Consider the following 14,785-nt stretch of genomic DNA (forward strand, 5'->3'; position numbering starts at 1 on the left):
CGAATTACCGGCCGCCAGCCTTGCCCATATAGGAAAACTTGTAAGCCGGAATCTCAAAGTTCACATGAAGCCGCTTGGACCCAATGATAAAGAGCGCGTGTCCGCGCCGCTTGCTCTCCAACAATTCCTGCTCCGCGTCCGTCAGGTTGTAGAGGTCTTTGGTTTCCTGAAGGTTTTTGCCGTCGCAGCCCATCAGAATTTTATAGCACGGAATATCCAAAAGGGCCTGCCCGTACATCTTGACCTCCGGGGCCAGGAAATCCACCACGGAATGAGAAATGATTGCCAGTCCAGCTTCATACTTTCTTGCCCGCTTCTCCACATTACGCAGGAACACCAGGGATTGCGGAACCTGCGGGTCAATCATCAGATATGCCTCGTCACATACCAGCAGGCAACGCTCATTCCGGTCGCGGCTCATTTCCTCCCAGCACCAGCTCAACAGGTTCAGATACTGCGTGCGCTTGACATTATCCGACGCATTTTGCAGGTCGTGGGTATCCAGGCAAATAAACCGGGAATTGGCCTCCAGCGTGGTGTGGCCGTTCCACAGAAAGCTGTCGCTGCCCGCTGCGGCGTCGTACAGCAGCATTGCCAGATCACGATATACCGGATTCTCCTTGTTGGCCTCCGCTTTCTTTTCCAGCAGGGCGTGAAGGTCGGACAGAATGGGAAAATCCGTGGCCTTGAGCTGCCGAATATCCGTTTCCCAGAAGATGCCGAACTGATTGTAGAGTTCAATGATCGTCTGCTTGAGGATCGCTTTCTGCATATCCGTCAGGCTGGGCAGATACAGGGAAAATTCAATCTCCAGCGTTTTCATGTGCAGCGCCATATCAGACATACCGTTTCCTTCATCGGTATAGAGTTTGTCGGTTTCATCGTCATCGTCACGGGGCGCCGGTCTGATCTGCAAAAGGTTGGAGCGGCCGTTTTTTCCACCGCCAGCATTGAGCCAGCTTCCGTTCAGGTTCCGGCACATATCCTTATATTCGGATTCCGGGTCGATGCACAGGATTTTCGTCCCCTTCATGTATTCCGAAAGCATGATGTGCTTCACAACGGTACTCTTGCCGATACCGGCCACACCCATAATCACGAAGCTGCTATTGGTGCGGTCGTTTCCGCGCTCCCAGGTATCCAGAATCACCAGGCCACCGTTGCTGTCCTTTGCAAAATAATAGCCCCGGCCATCGTTGTAACCGGAGCTGGCAAACGGGAACCCGCCCACAAAGGTACTCATGGGAATAATGCGGGACACAATGCTGTCCACCGTGGAGTTGGCCGGATAGGTGGGAGAAATGCTCTGGAACCCTTCCTTTTGGAGATTGGCGAGAGTGCGCACCTTACACTTCTGGATATTGAAGGCGCTCTCCACACGGCGGCAGACCTTTGTGAAGTTGGCTTCATCCTGTGCAATCGGCATCACGGTCAGCGACATCATGGCAACCGTTTCGCCCTCTTGGTCGATCCGCTGCATGATTCTCTCGCCATCCTCGGCGGCTTTCTCGGCGCGCTGCCGGGTCAGCGGGTCTTTGGCACTGTCAGCGGCGCCGCGCTGTTGGACAATGCTTTTGGAGATTGCGGAAATGAGCGAACCATTGTCAATGGGGGTAATCCCCACCGAAACAATGGTGCTGGGGATGTTGGTGATCTTGGAAAGCCACCCCATATCCACCTTCTGCGGATAGCGGACGGCACCGTACACCTTGCCCAGATTTTCACCGATGACCAAACTGTTTCGCTTGATTTCCAGCCCCATCGGGGTAATGACATTTAACAGCGCTTCATTGACGGGAAACGCTTCTTCTTTTTTCTTAGAACCTAACAATGATCCACCTCCAACTGTTGATTGCGGTATGGCACCCCAATGTAGTCCAGCACAGCGCCGCACCCCAATTTGTTGATGCAGTAGTCGTACTGTTGGGGGTGCGTTACCTGCATAAGCTGAAACCGATTCGGCTCATGCTCCAGATGAACGCCGTACATACAATACATACACCCCGATCTGGAAACACCGGTGGTTTTCAGAATCGGGGTGCCGTCCTTCTTGCGGCTCTCCACAATATCCCCATAGATGGGGGCATAGGGAATGCCGGTCATTTTCAGATACCGCAAAATATCTTCTTCCAGCCAGAACGCAAGGGGCTGGCTGAGGGGCCGCTGACGCTCGAAGCCATTGCAGCCAAACTTGATCCAGGATTGCTCCCGCAGCTTGCTTTCGCAGGCCAAAACGCCTGTAATCGGGTGCCGTCCGGTCTGCCTTTCAAATTTGTTCAGCGGCGCTTTTTTCATGTGGTAACAACACCTTGCCGAAATTTTGAAGGGAGCGTCCAGAAGGTATTTGTAATTCTCGCAGTTGTAGATCGACTTCTTTCCGTTCTTGTCCAGCAGTTCTCCATTGATTCTTGCCAGACGGTAAGGTTGTCCCTTTCTTGCGCCATTGATAACATCCGAGATCTCTTTGGAGATGATCGGATAGCCGTACTTCTCAAGAATCTGAGTGAACGGATAGCGCGGGCGAAGCCAAATAACATTGTCTTTCGTTTTTACGAAATCGCGCAGTTCGGGGTATTCCAACCCCGTGTCAACATACACGGCAGGAATGTCGGGATAGACCCGCCGTGCCAGATCAAGCAGCACGGTGGAGTCTTTACCGCCGGAAAAGCTGATAAAGACCTGTCCATCGTACCGCATATACCATTCCATGATTCTCGTCTGCGTAACTCTGATTTTTCTTTCGAGGCTCCAACCCTGCATGATTTTCAAATCCTGCCGGGTGTGCTTCATGCTTAAACAACACCTACACTTTCCAAAATGGGGATCGCGGCGTTGACACCGGAATCCTCTAAATGCACATAGGCGGGATTGTTGACCAGATTGCACAGCCGGACAATATCCTGTTGGTCTAAAATCTCAGTCTGAATCCCACTGTCTGAAAAATATCCGCCGAGCAGCTTGAGTTTCTGAAGCAGTTCACGCTCCACACCATCACTGACCTTATCCCAAATCTTGATGTAGAACTGTCGTTCCACAACCTCGCCGGAAAGAGCAAAGGCGCCCATCTCCACGATCTCCTGCTTCAGCAGTTCCTTTTGCTTCACATCAGAAGAAGAAGTAAGCGTGGCAGACAGTTCCGACAACAGCGGAGAAATATCTACCGGGCGGGATACGGCAAGAAGCTGAAACGGGTACTGTGCGCTGGACAGGCTCACCGTAAGCTGCTTGGCAATCAGCCGCTTTTCGTTTTTGCTGAACAATTCTGTGCTGATCGGGTAGATTTTCAGATATGCCAGAGCCAGATTGTCACGGGTATAGAGGAAGTTCCCCCGAATATCCTTCACATTCACAAACTCATTGGCGGTGATCTGGGCCAGTTCTTCCTTGTCCTTGTTCTTCGATTTTTTGTGTTTGGCCGACAACTTCAGAAAAATCAGCGTCCCACCGCCCAGCAGCGCACAGACGCAGATCATAATAATCGGCAAAAGCAATTTATCGACCTCGCTTTCTTTGCCATAAAAATAGGCCCTGCTTTTCAGCAGAGCCGTGTCTTATAGTTCCAAATCTTCTTCATCTTCGCTTTCTTCACCGTACCCAAAATCCAACTCGTCCGATTCAAAAGAAAAGCTGTGGTCTGAGATGCAGTCCAGGGCATCGCTGGCGTTCAGCTCGTCAAAATGCTCTCGGAAGAAAGCCAAATCCTCCTCGTCAGCCCGCACGGTTTCGCCATCTCCATAGAGATAGGTCTGAATTTTCGCTTCGATGGTATCCCCCAGGGGCCATTCGGCAAGAACCTCGGAGATTTCATCACAGTCCAGCAGTTCATCCAGCCCATCAGGGCTACCGGGGACAAAATGCTCTGTCATCAGAGAGTGGGGGGCATCCAGAGTCACCACCGAAAACATTTTGCTCATCGGCCTGCCTCCATATCCTCTCCGGCTCCGGTGTCCATGTCCCATCCCTTGCCGAACATGAGGTTCATAAACTCTTTCATGTCGGCGGCGGACCGTACTTCAAAGGATACCGCTGCGGGGACCGGCTGCGGAAAATACTCCTGATACATGGCAATCTGTTCATCGGTCAAAGAAACGCCCCGTCCTTCCGGGGTATCGCCATAGAGGAAAAAAGTTCCGTGAAGGGTATCCGGCCCGTACTGTCGGTTCTCCGGCAGACCTGTCAGTTTCCCGGACGCATTGCAGCAGAGAACCGTTTCGCAGGGCAGAGGAATACACTCAATATCCCCGCCCACAAGTTCCTGCCGGTGTTCCAGAGAATCCTCCAGCATGGTCGTATAAGGCGCCCGTCCAGGTTCAAACACCATAATCCGAATCGTTCTGTTGTCGTTCATATCCATTCTCCTTTTCCTTACGGATTGCCCGGTGCGATATGCCAATCATCATAGAGGGAGCCGCTGATCGTTACATCATCGGTGAGATTCATAGCGAGCATCCCCGCAGGCGTCCAAATATCCATCACATGAGTATTGACCGTGTAGCTCCCGTCCGGGAACCAAACCGGCGAAAAATGCACCCGCTGGTTGTAGGTACTGTAAATGTTTTTGGCAAACTGGAACCGCGCCGTTGTTCCGCTGGTGAGCCGTTCAAGCAGCCGCCAATAGGTTCCATAGCCAAACTCCGGGAAGTAGGATACGGCTGTCTGCCCATAGGTATAATGCGACAGCGGAGCAGAGGTACTGACGGTTGCCGTTACAGTGTTTGTTACGCCATAGCCTGATTTCATCAAATCGCCCGAAGCGGTGGGAACCTTTTCGTCCGGCTCGATTCGGGTGGTGGCGGTCATGCTGGCCGAGTAATTGTCCCGGAAGTAATCATACCATCCATCGTCTACCCAATATCCTGTGTTTTTCCCTGTGCTGTGCCACACCCAATAGGGGTGCCATTTCGCCCACCAGACACTCCATGCTGCATAGGTCTTGGTTTCTCGGCTGGGAACGCTGCTGGCCGCCCAACTTCCCATTGTATCGGTGGCTTTCGGGTCGGGCGGGTCGTTGCCGGAGAGATCTACCACCTTTGCCCGAATGGTGCTTTGGCTCAACGAACCTTTGTTAGTGCTGACATAGATGGTAATATCCTGCGGCTCCGACGGTGTATGCCACTTTACCCAGGCAATCTGACTATCTCCCGATGGAATCACAATATTGTTCATCCGGTAGGTGCTGCCGTTGATACTAAAGGATACCGTAGCAGGGCTATCAGGATTGATCTCCGATCCCGCATAGAGCGTTACCGGCGTGATGACATCTGTATCCACACGATACTCGTAGTCATAGTCGGTTGGCTCCGGCTGTTCGGGCGGGTCGGTAAACCATACAATACCCATACCCAGATAGGTGATAATAGTATCGTTGGAACAGGTCTTATTGGTAGCCCCTGTATAGGCCGGAAATCCCATATCCGCATATTCCAGGAACATAGCCAGCGGCAGGTTTTTATGGGTCAAACTCGTCATGGTCTTACGCAAGGACCCGCCTGCCTGATTATCATAGAGCGCGGCTTCATGGGCAGTCATGGCCATCATAATTCCGTTGTGCTTAAAATAGGCGATTGGCTCCAAAAACAGCTTGTACTGTCCGCCAATCAGTTCCTCGTATGCGATTCCGGTCTGCTGCGCCACCAGTTTTACCGCATACTCGGAGCAGAAGTATTTCTTGATTGCTTCAATGCTGGCGCTATAACTGCCGGTGCTTATGATACGAGGCAACGCAATATCCGGTTTCTTACAGGTATAGCCACTTGTGCTTGGTGAAATGCTGGCACCGTTGACATACTGAATTTTACTGACCTTACCAAAGTGAATCTTGATAGACGGTGTATTGCTGGATAGGTCAAATGGTGTAGACACCGGTTGACCGGATTCCGCATCTACGACGGTAATCCGCACACCCTCCATACCAGGAGTCCAGGAGTTCTGCGAGGTTCCTTGTCCCATACCGCCGCCACCGCCATCCACGTTTCCGCTTCCTCCGGTTTCTGCCAGGGCGCTCATAGGGCAGATACCCAACAGCAGCACAAGTGTGAGCAATATTACAAATATCCGCTTCAAAAACGCACCTCCAATCAAATTAGTTGAGGACAAAAAAAGAGTACGGTATCGCTACCGTACTCTCCGGGGTTGTTATCAGCCCATGTTGCCGACCTGTTTGTTTATATCTCCATCGGAATGAACATTCTCCTGAACGGTGCCGCCGCCCTCGTCGGTGATCCAGCCGAAGCCCTCCAGATAGATGGAACCGCCCTGTGTGTCGCCGGTCTGGGGTTGGTTGCTGTCCGGCTCATGCACAATCGGCTCATCCTTTTCGCTGGCCGCCTGCTGTTCCTCCTGAGAAGGTGCCGGGGGCGGAGTGGTTTCGGGTTTCTTTTCACTGTCGGTCAGGTTAACATCCACCTGATCTTCTTCCTCCACATTCAAAACAGCATCGGTCTGGTTCTGGCTGTCAGTCGCTTCGGGTTTAGAGGTGTCCGGCACCACAACCAGCGGTTCGCTGGAGCTGCTGTCCGGGGTGTTGCTGCTATCCACATCCTCGGCAGATACATCCGAGGGGGTGGATGCCGGATCAACGGTTGTGGTCTGCCCACCCTTGCCCAGCAGCACTGCGGCAATCACAATTACCACAACGGCGGCTGCGCCAAGAACGGCCAACAGCTTCTTGTTTTTTGCACTCATTTGAAAACCTCCTTGTACGGTGATTTTATATTAAAATGATGGTAATATTTCTCGCCATCATTATACCATTTGCACAAATACGGCGTCCAGGTGTGATTCCTGCCAAATATTTTTTTGCGCTATGGAAAAGCGGCAGGGCGAAATACACAAAATTAAAACCTGGGAACATATTTGGCGTTGAGTTTCATGGTGATCTGCATGGGGGGCAGATGCCCGAACCCAAAGGAAAGCGGCACATCAACAGTGATTGTCCCTGTGACATTGAGCTGCGTAATGCCATCCGGCACAGACGGGGCCAGCGGAGCATTTTCTACATCCAGGTGCAGGTCGTACAGACGATACTCCAAATTCTCGCCGCTGTACTTTACATACTGCCCGCCCTCGTATTCAATGCCCAAAACATCTTGCAGGCGGGCGTACACATTGCCGCTGGTAACATTCTGTGACCAGGACGAACCGGCAAGTTGATAGCCACCGGAGTAACCCTCACGCAAACCGGCATAGGCTTCATCCCAATTCTCGGTGGCCACATCTACAATGGCGGACTGGACAGAATCACGCACCCCCTGCGCAACGATCATCAAGCGCATATACTCAAAGGTCACACAGGCCAGAATCAGGCAGCAGAGGACAACGGCCAAAATCATCGGTACGCCTTGCCCGGATTTGCTTTTCAGGACTTCTCGAATCTTCTTCACTTCCAATACACCTCCGAAGTCCCGCTGGCCTTTGCTGTCAGAGTGACAGGAAAGGATGCAAACTCACCGAACAGCCCAATATTGACGGTGGTTGTGAGGGTCACTTCCACCTCGTTGCCGAGCTGGATTTTTCCGGTGTCGCTCCATGAGATATTGGGGTCGAGTCCGGTTTGCTCCCGCAAATCCGCTGCTTTTGCGTTTGTGGCAGAGCCAACCTGCCCATTGATTTCCGCAGTCCGAACCAGTTCGTCCGCAAAGACATCAAGGTTCTGCTTTGCCACGAATACCGGTGCAATGCGGACCACCAAAGCCAGAACCATTGCAATCGCCAGAACCAGGACACACACATCCACAAAGCCCTCGCCCCGTTTGTCCTTCAGAAGTCGTTTCAAGGTTTCTCCACCTCCTTTAGAACAGTTCGCCAAAGGCTTCCAACACCACATAGCCCAGGACACCCAGATACATCAGCAGGAAACAGCCCAGCAGCATAAAGGAATACTTACGCATTTTTCCCGGCTGCTTCATGGCTTCCAGTTTCAGTTTTTGAAGTTCCAACTGCTTAAAGGTCATAGAAAGCATCTGGAAATACATGATACCGTTGTCGCCGCGCTTGACCGAGATCAAGCCGCGCACCACATCGGACAGCATGGTGCTTCCAATCCGGCTCTCCATGCGGGTGAGTGCGTTTTCCTCGTTGCCGGATGCCATATCCGCAATCGTGATTTCCAGTTCCCGCTTCATGGCATGACCAGCATTTCTCTGGTAGGATTTCAGGATGTTCAGCACATCACGGGATGCCCTGAGTTCCTGTTCAATGGTGTTTACAAATCTGGGCAGCTCGGCTTCGATTTCTTCCCGGCGCTGTTGAACGATCTCGTCCGCTCGTTTCTGCTCTTTGAAGTAAACTGCCACCGCCAGAAACACAATGACCGGCGCAAGGATCGGGAAAATCAGAAGGGCCGGGATAATCAGCAGAGCAATCAGCCCAGCCTTTACCCAGGCCGCCGCAATATAGGTTTCCGGGGACATTTTAATTTCAGCGGATTTCAACTGCGCCTCCAGCTTCTTCCGCTTATAGTTGTCCAGATGTACCAGTGGCGAAAGCCGCGCCGCCATATCGAACAAGACAGCGTTGATGCTGCCTTTCTGGGACTTCCCTCGGCTCGTTACGGTCAGAACCGCCTTTGTGCTTGCGGAAGTCGGCAGCCGGAGCAGCCCAGCCAATAAAAAGAACGCTCCCAGGCCAAAGAGCGTCCCAAAGCATAGTAAAATGAGATACAAAACTCGCGTCACCTCAATTCTTTGTAATAGAGCCGTTTGGGGCCGGTGTTGCGGCTGTCGGCTCTGGGGCGCCCCGGCACATTCCAGTTCCCGCCGCCTCGCAGTCCCGGCGCACATTGCCAGCCGGAAGCCCGCAGGCTGGCTCCGTTTTCGGTTGCAAGGGTGTAGGTGATGATTTTCTGATAACCCATCAGTTTCGCAATCCGGGCGCACCGGCTGTAAAGGAAGCTGCACCCATTGGCAATACCATCGGTGCAAAGCCGGGTCACTTCCGCTGTTTTCCCATCATCCAGTCGGCGGGCAACGGGGCGCCCAACAATCGCAACTCCATGAACGGCGTCCAAATCATCTACGACAGCCACACAGAATTTGCAGCCGCGCACCTGTCCACTGTGCCGGTGATGCGCCAGAACAAACGCATTGGCGTCCCGCAGGGAGATCGGTAGCACTCTCGATGGTATCACCTCCTGACGGGATCAACGCTTGTATTCTACGGGCTTGGTGAGCCGGATCACCGCCGCAAACGAGATCAGCAGCACCAGCAGACACACCGCCAGAATCCCTTTGCCAAAGCCCGTATTTACAAGCACATCGTACCAGTCTTTATTCAGGAAGTATAACAATGGGATATTGCCAATGAGCAGGAACGCCATTGTGATAAATTCCTTGAAAGGCTCATAAAGCAGGTAGTCCAGTTCCGCCGCAACAATCCGCATATCCGAGAGTTTCCCGATGATCGGGGTGAGCGTGCTTTTCAGGCTCTTATCGTCCTGACAGGCGATAGCGGCGTCCACCCATTCCCGAAACACATAGTTGTCCAGCTTGGGCTTCATGTTGGAGAGTGCCTGTTTCACATCGGCGCTTATCATATTGGTTTCGGCCAAGAAGCCCCGGAACACATCTGCCACAGGCGGGTTCAGGTAATGAATGTTTTCTTCCACAGCGGTTATCATGCTCTCGCTGCGCAGATAGGAACTTGTGATGATAGACAGTCCGGTTTCAATCTCGTTGTTCATCAGCTTTTTATAGCTGTGAGAGGTGAACAGGACATACCAGAACGGGAGCAAGCCCATCCCGGCCGCCAAAACCGGCAGCATAAAGTAGTTCTGAATCACAATACAGATCACAGCACCCATTGCCGCCAGGAACAGAGAGAAAGCACAAATGGCGGCAAACTTCCCACCCTTTCCGGTGAGAATCAACATCTCCCGTGCTTCCAGCACGGTTTTACGGATGCCCTTCGGCTCTTTGGGGTGGTTGACCTGCTGGATTTGCTTGGAAATCGGCTGTCGCCGCCCAGAAAGCGGCTTGGTCAGTTCCTCCGCAAATGTAAAGGGGGTCATGCCCAGAATCAAGAAGATGCCTGTCAGCATCCCGACAAAGGCCAGCAAAATCAATACAATCACGCAGTTTCCTCCTTTCCAGTATCCAGTTTTACACCGCCACCAGCGATACGCTCCAGCAGACGGGGCGGCATACCGTTTTCCAAAAGCCGCTTTTGCAGGCTGGCCGAGATCGTGGATACCTTTTGAAACTCGCCATGCACCTTTACCTTGCCATCTTGGATAGAGGTTTCCGACACATGATAGCGGTAGAGGGTGTGGAGCTGCCGGGTGCCGTCCTCCAGAATCTCACATTCAGTGATCTCCATGACGCGGCGGCTGTTGTCCTCCAGCTTCTTCACAAACAGAACGATAGGAAACGCTTCTGTCACCAGGTTATACAGGGTTTTATCGCCCATGTCGTATTTCTGGGTACACAGCGTCACCATACGGTAATAGGTTGCTTTGCAGCTATTGGCATGGGTAGTGGTGATAACTGCGTGGCCGGTGCGGGCCGCCTCTTGTGCGGCGAAAGCCTCGGCCGATTTCATCTCACCGACACACACAATGTCCGGGTTACAGGTCAGGGCAAACTCCAAAAGGCGCTCCTGATCGTAGTTCTGCTTGGGATCGTCAGAAAAACGGGTAACGGTATGGACTACATTGTTGATGACATTTCCTTCGGCGTCCTCTTTCACAAGGTCAAATTCGCGGCACCCATTTTCAATGGTGAAGATTCTCTTTTCGTTGGGAATGGTGGAGAGAATCCAGCTCATCAGCGTGGTTTTACCGCTGCCGGTGGAACCAGTCACACAGATGGACAAACCGAACCGGAGAACTTCGGCCAGAAAGTCCAGCATTTCGGCGGTGGCTGTCCCGTAGCCAATGAAATCATCACGGCTCAACTTCTTGGGATTCACGATACGAATGGATGCAGCCACACCTTTTTCTTTGTCCGTGAGCGGATTGCCCAGAACCGTGATACGGATTTTATTGGAGAGATGGCCCACCACACCCGGCTGACTGTTATCCAGAATCATGCCGGACTTATGAAGGAGTCTGCGGATTACATCAACAGCGTGCTGTGGGGTCTGGAACCGATCTTTGGTGGGAACCACACGCCCGTCCGCATAAGTGATTTTCACATCTTTCCACGAATTGATGTTAATTTCCTCCACATCATTTGCGAAAAGATAGGGCGTCAAGAAGGAGAACTCGGCCATTTCCGTATAGAGTTTGTCGATCAGTTCCTCATGGCTCATGCCCTCAACGCCCAGACTGTAATCGTTGAGATACTTTGCGATGTATGCGGTGATCTGCTGGTGCTGCTCCTCCGGGTTATCGGTAATCAGGGTCGAATACTTGCTGGCGAGATATTCCTGAATCTCTGCCAGCACTTCGGGAAATGTCCGCTTGTTCCTGCTGGTATTGAAGAACAGGTCAATATTACTTGCCATCTCCGAACACCTCCCCGGCAATAGCGGCAATGACCGGCTCATAGGTCTTGGCCTCTTTACCGGAAAGCGGTTCCAGCAGTTTCAGCGTCGCCGCCTGTTCCTCCAACGAAGGAAGATACGGCAGCCGGTATTTCACACCGCCAAAGGAGTTCTCATATTCGCTGCCACCCTGATAAGGGCGCGTGTTGGACAGCACCTTGATGTGCTGTTCCGGTTTGAACTTTCTGTCAGCAACCAGCGACAGATAGGACGAGAAGTAGGAGATGGCCTTCAGGTCACAGCTGCACACCCGCAGCACATCATCCGCCACCTCCAGTGCGGTGGTCGCCAGCACATTGCCGGTCAAAAGGCTGGTGCAGTCCACAATCACATAGTCTGCGATGTGCCGCAGCAGAACCAGCATATCCACCGCCTTTTCCTTGCTGTACTCCGCATGGGTAAAGACATTTTCACCGGCCTTGTAGCCCAGAAAGCTGATATAGGGGTTTTTCTCACAGGGAACACAGGTCTTGAGAACCTGTTCCTGCGTCATTCCGGGAGCCGCCAGCAGTTCGCCTACGGACACATCCGGCAGTTTCTTCTCGCTGACCACAGCCGGAAGCGTGGGCGCCGTCACATCGGTAAACACCAGCACCACATTTTTCTTCCGCTTGGACAAGTCCAGGGCCAGTTTGACCGCAGTTACGGTTTTACCGCCCCCAGGGCTGCCCCACACAGCAAGCATCTGTTTCTGCTTATTCGCCATCGGTATTCTCAACCTCCTGTTCCTCTGCGTGTTCATTGCCGGCCGCATTATCACCGGTGTTGTCGGCCACATTGTTATCATCGGATACCTCACCCTGTTCGCCATCCTGAGCTGCGGTATCTTCCTCCGGCTCCACAAAGAACTGATCCTGAGCTGCCAGGAACTTTTCGGCGTTCTCACGGGTTCCACGGTACACAAACGCCAGGTGCAGACTGTTGGATTCCTCCAAATGCGCAAGGAGTTGTGCCTGTTCGGTATTTACCAGCAGGGTAATGGTGGACGGGAGCGATTCTTCGGGATTTTCTTCCTCGTCATCCTGGGGCGCCTGATATTCCTTGTCGGCGCCGGAACTCTGTGTTGCGGCCAGGACCTCTACATACTTGAGTTCCGGGGGCTGGGTGGTTTCTCCTGTGTCCTTATCGGTTGCAAAGAGCATGATGATGTCACCAGCTTCCACCTTGCCGGAACCACCTTTGGCAAAGGTGGGAATGGTAACGGAGATCGCCACTTTGGAACCGTCCAGCTTGGTCAGGTACTCGTACTGAGTCAGTGGTTCAGAAGAAAGCCAGCCGGTGTTTACATCTGTGTTTTTGCGAAGCTCTACATCGGTATATCGGCCTACTACCTCGTCAAGTGATGTGGCAATGGCGTCAGACATACCGGACGCGCCTCTGGTGTAGACCTCAACCATATCCGCCGTGATATAGGTGCCACGGGGAATCACCTCGGCTTTCACCCGTACCGCTTCGGTCTGGGCCTTCAAACCCGCATTGAAAAGGGGCGTGATGCCAAAGCAAACCAGGACGGCCAGCAGGATACAAACCGCACCGATAATCGTCCGGTTTCTGAAAATATTCTTGTTCAAGTTGATACCTCCATTTGTTCAGATTACAGCGGCCGCAGCCGCCAGCCAATAAGCAGTTACGCCGCCAATGCAGAAGAATGGGGCAAGTGGCAGCCGGATGGAAGAAAAGTCCTGTCTGCGTACTCCAAACAGCATCACTCCTGTAAGCACGGCCAGGATCAGAGATAAAATGCTGTGCAGCAAACCAGGCCACACTCCCAGAACAAAGCCACAAGCCCCCATCAGCTTAATGTCCCCACCGCCAATGGCAAGGGTTTTCCCATGTGTCAGTAATGCAGCCAACAGGTACGGACCTCCCGTAACAAGAAGCCCCGCCACAGAAGCGGCGGGGCGCAGCTCTATCAAGCCACAAACTAAAATCATGGCCGGAATCAGATTGGGAATCTCTCGTTCTTTCATATCCCAGAGCGCAGCACAAGCCAACAGCAGGCCAAATACCACGCCTTTTACAATCAGAGGATTCATGGCTCCATATCACCGACCCACTCCAGATCCGGGTTGTCCAGTATCTCGCTATGCAAATCATAGAAATACCGCAGTTCCGCAGGCGGCTCACCATTGACGTCAAACTCATGGCGGCGAAGTTCATTTAACCTTTTTCCCGCTGCTTGCTTTGCCGTGCTTTGGATTCTGTCTATATCCAGATAGGAGTAATCAACTCCCATCCATTCCGTGTAGAGAGCCGCCAAAGGCTGCGGATAAGACAACAGAGCGTCCGTTTCCCACTCGTCCAACCCTTCCTCCAGATGGCAGAGGAAATCTTCTTTGATGATCTTCTCGTAGGCATGGTCAAGAATTTCTTTAGGCGGCAGGGCGGCGAGTTCTTCCATACGGGCATCAAACTCGGCTTTGGCCCGTTCATAGAGCAGATCGCCCCGATACTCGGCGCCTTTGTCCTGAAGGAAGTAGTACACCACTTCGCTGATATTGTTCGGATTCATGCAGCGATCTGGGACGGGGGTATTACGGAATAACCATGCCGATTCCAATACATTTTCCATCGAAAGTAGCATATTCCGCTGAATATCACACAGCGGAATATTTTCCAGTTCATCTCGGATTGCGAGCATGGTCTGAAGCTGCTCAAAATACGGATCGCCGGAAGGAAGTCCCTCCGGCGGTCGTGCAAAGCGATGGATTTCCATTTCCAGCTTTTCTTTTAATGCGTCAGTTTCCAGCATGAATCACCTCCATCACAGGATTTGTCGATAGAATACGGCGATGGCGGTCATTGCGACCGCCATGCCGATGATAATGGGCCACGGGTTCCAATTTTTCTGAAACATTTTATTCTCCACATTCCAACGCCTTCTGTGCAGCAAGAATTTGCTTCCCGATGGCGTAGATTACAGGAACCGTCACGGAATTACCGGCTTGCCGGTATAGTTGATTGTCGCTGTTAACTGCCCGTGCCTTATCAAACATCTCGTCCGTAAAGCCTTGCAGTCGCCAGCACTCACGGGGCGTCAACCTGCGGATCAGGCCGCACCCGGCAAAAGCTGTGCCTTGATTACAAGAGGTTTCCAGCGTCGTGGCAAGGTCTTTGCCGACCCGTCCGCGCCGCGTCTTGCTCTCCGGGAAAGAAAGGTTGATACTGTCGCCGCAGCGGGCAATATCATATCCTTGTATTATAGAGTAGTAGTTATTAAAGCCCCTCTCCAAGGGCTGTGCTACACTGTAAGGGATGCTGTGGATTGGTGATCATCTCCTACCACAAGATGGCTCAAGAAAGG

The 14,785-nt window shown here is 52.5% G+C and carries 18 protein-coding genes; all 18 read right to left on the bottom strand.

The features are described 5' to 3' along the window. Window positions 1-4 precede the first annotated feature (4 nt). The 18 genes from B5G42_RS13595 to B5G42_RS13680 all read right to left on the bottom strand — a co-directional run bounded on the left by B5G42_RS13595 (window position 5) and on the right by B5G42_RS13680 (window position 14,714). On the bottom strand, window positions 5-1,831 hold the full coding sequence (locus B5G42_RS13595) for a VirB4 family type IV secretion system protein (RefSeq protein ID WP_087271391.1): 1,827 nt from the start codon (window positions 1,829-1,831) through the stop codon (window positions 5-7). Next, a complete protein-coding gene (locus B5G42_RS13600; RefSeq protein WP_087271394.1) occupies window positions 1,825-2,790 on the bottom strand; it encodes a phosphoadenosine phosphosulfate reductase family protein in 966 nt (321 codons plus the stop codon). Before B5G42_RS13600 ends, B5G42_RS13595 begins: the two co-directional genes overlap by 7 nt. A gap of 2 nt (window positions 2,791-2,792) precedes the next feature. After that, complete coding sequence (locus B5G42_RS13605) at window positions 2,793-3,473, bottom strand: hypothetical protein (protein WP_087271397.1); 681 nt, start codon at window positions 3,471-3,473, stop codon at window positions 2,793-2,795. A gap of 78 nt (window positions 3,474-3,551) precedes the next feature. Further along, window positions 3,552-3,914 carry a hypothetical protein gene (locus B5G42_RS13610; protein WP_087271400.1) on the bottom strand — a complete coding sequence of 121 codons (363 nt, stop codon included), beginning with the start codon at window positions 3,912-3,914 and terminating at the stop codon, window positions 3,552-3,554. Next, on the bottom strand, window positions 3,911-4,348 hold the full coding sequence (locus B5G42_RS13615) for a DUF3846 domain-containing protein (protein ID WP_227151314.1): 438 nt from the start codon (window positions 4,346-4,348) through the stop codon (window positions 3,911-3,913). The genes B5G42_RS13610 and B5G42_RS13615 overlap by 4 nt, the downstream gene beginning before the upstream one ends. Before the next feature lie 17 nt (window positions 4,349-4,365). After that, the gene (locus B5G42_RS13620) at window positions 4,366-6,063 is read right to left on the bottom strand and encodes a hypothetical protein (RefSeq protein WP_164475028.1); all 1,698 of its coding nucleotides are present in this window, start codon (window positions 6,061-6,063) and stop codon (window positions 4,366-4,368) included. Between the two features lie 75 nt (window positions 6,064-6,138). Beyond that, window positions 6,139-6,684: a DUF6550 family protein gene (locus tag B5G42_RS13625; RefSeq protein ID WP_087271402.1), complete on the bottom strand. Its 546-nt coding sequence runs from the start codon at window positions 6,682-6,684 to the stop codon at window positions 6,139-6,141. A gap of 152 nt (window positions 6,685-6,836) precedes the next feature. Then, complete coding sequence (locus B5G42_RS13630; RefSeq protein WP_021632283.1) at window positions 6,837-7,382, bottom strand: hypothetical protein; 546 nt, start codon at window positions 7,380-7,382, stop codon at window positions 6,837-6,839. After that, a complete protein-coding gene (locus B5G42_RS13635; protein ID WP_025543793.1) occupies window positions 7,379-7,774 on the bottom strand; it encodes a DUF4320 family protein in 396 nt (131 codons plus the stop codon). The genes B5G42_RS13630 and B5G42_RS13635 overlap by 4 nt, the downstream gene beginning before the upstream one ends. A gap of 16 nt (window positions 7,775-7,790) precedes the next feature. Next, complete coding sequence (locus B5G42_RS13640; protein WP_087271406.1) at window positions 7,791-8,663, bottom strand: type II secretion system F family protein; 873 nt, start codon at window positions 8,661-8,663, stop codon at window positions 7,791-7,793. A gap of 8 nt (window positions 8,664-8,671) precedes the next feature. Continuing rightward, a complete protein-coding gene (locus B5G42_RS13645) occupies window positions 8,672-9,112 on the bottom strand; it encodes an XF1762 family protein (protein WP_006354138.1) in 441 nt (146 codons plus the stop codon). Between the two features lie 27 nt (window positions 9,113-9,139). Continuing rightward, window positions 9,140-10,069, bottom strand: coding sequence for a type II secretion system F family protein (locus B5G42_RS13650; RefSeq protein WP_087271409.1), 930 nt, complete (start codon window positions 10,067-10,069; stop codon window positions 9,140-9,142). Next, the gene (locus B5G42_RS13655) at window positions 10,066-11,442 is read right to left on the bottom strand and encodes a CpaF/VirB11 family protein (protein ID WP_006354136.1); all 1,377 of its coding nucleotides are present in this window, start codon (window positions 11,440-11,442) and stop codon (window positions 10,066-10,068) included. The genes B5G42_RS13650 and B5G42_RS13655 overlap by 4 nt, the downstream gene beginning before the upstream one ends. Beyond that, window positions 11,432-12,187 carry an AAA family ATPase gene (locus B5G42_RS13660; protein WP_087271412.1) on the bottom strand — a complete coding sequence of 252 codons (756 nt, stop codon included), beginning with the start codon at window positions 12,185-12,187 and terminating at the stop codon, window positions 11,432-11,434. The genes B5G42_RS13655 and B5G42_RS13660 overlap by 11 nt, the downstream gene beginning before the upstream one ends. Then, window positions 12,177-13,052: a Flp pilus assembly protein CpaB gene (locus B5G42_RS13665; RefSeq protein WP_087271415.1), complete on the bottom strand. Its 876-nt coding sequence runs from the start codon at window positions 13,050-13,052 to the stop codon at window positions 12,177-12,179. Before B5G42_RS13665 ends, B5G42_RS13660 begins: the two co-directional genes overlap by 11 nt. Before the next feature lie 18 nt (window positions 13,053-13,070). After that, a complete protein-coding gene (locus B5G42_RS13670; RefSeq protein WP_006354133.1) occupies window positions 13,071-13,517 on the bottom strand; it encodes a prepilin peptidase in 447 nt (148 codons plus the stop codon). Continuing rightward, entirely contained in the window at window positions 13,514-14,233 is a 720-nt protein-coding gene (locus B5G42_RS13675) for a DUF3848 domain-containing protein (RefSeq protein ID WP_087271418.1), read from the bottom strand. The genes B5G42_RS13670 and B5G42_RS13675 overlap by 4 nt, the downstream gene beginning before the upstream one ends. A 106-nt stretch (window positions 14,234-14,339) precedes the next feature. Then, on the bottom strand, window positions 14,340-14,714 hold the full coding sequence (locus B5G42_RS13680; RefSeq protein WP_087271421.1) for a DNA cytosine methyltransferase: 375 nt from the start codon (window positions 14,712-14,714) through the stop codon (window positions 14,340-14,342). Between the last annotated feature and the right edge of the window lie 71 nt (window positions 14,715-14,785).

The organism is Flavonifractor sp. An91, assembly GCF_002159225.1.
GTDB classification, from domain to species: Bacteria; Bacillota; Clostridia; order Oscillospirales; family Oscillospiraceae; genus Flavonifractor; species Flavonifractor avicola.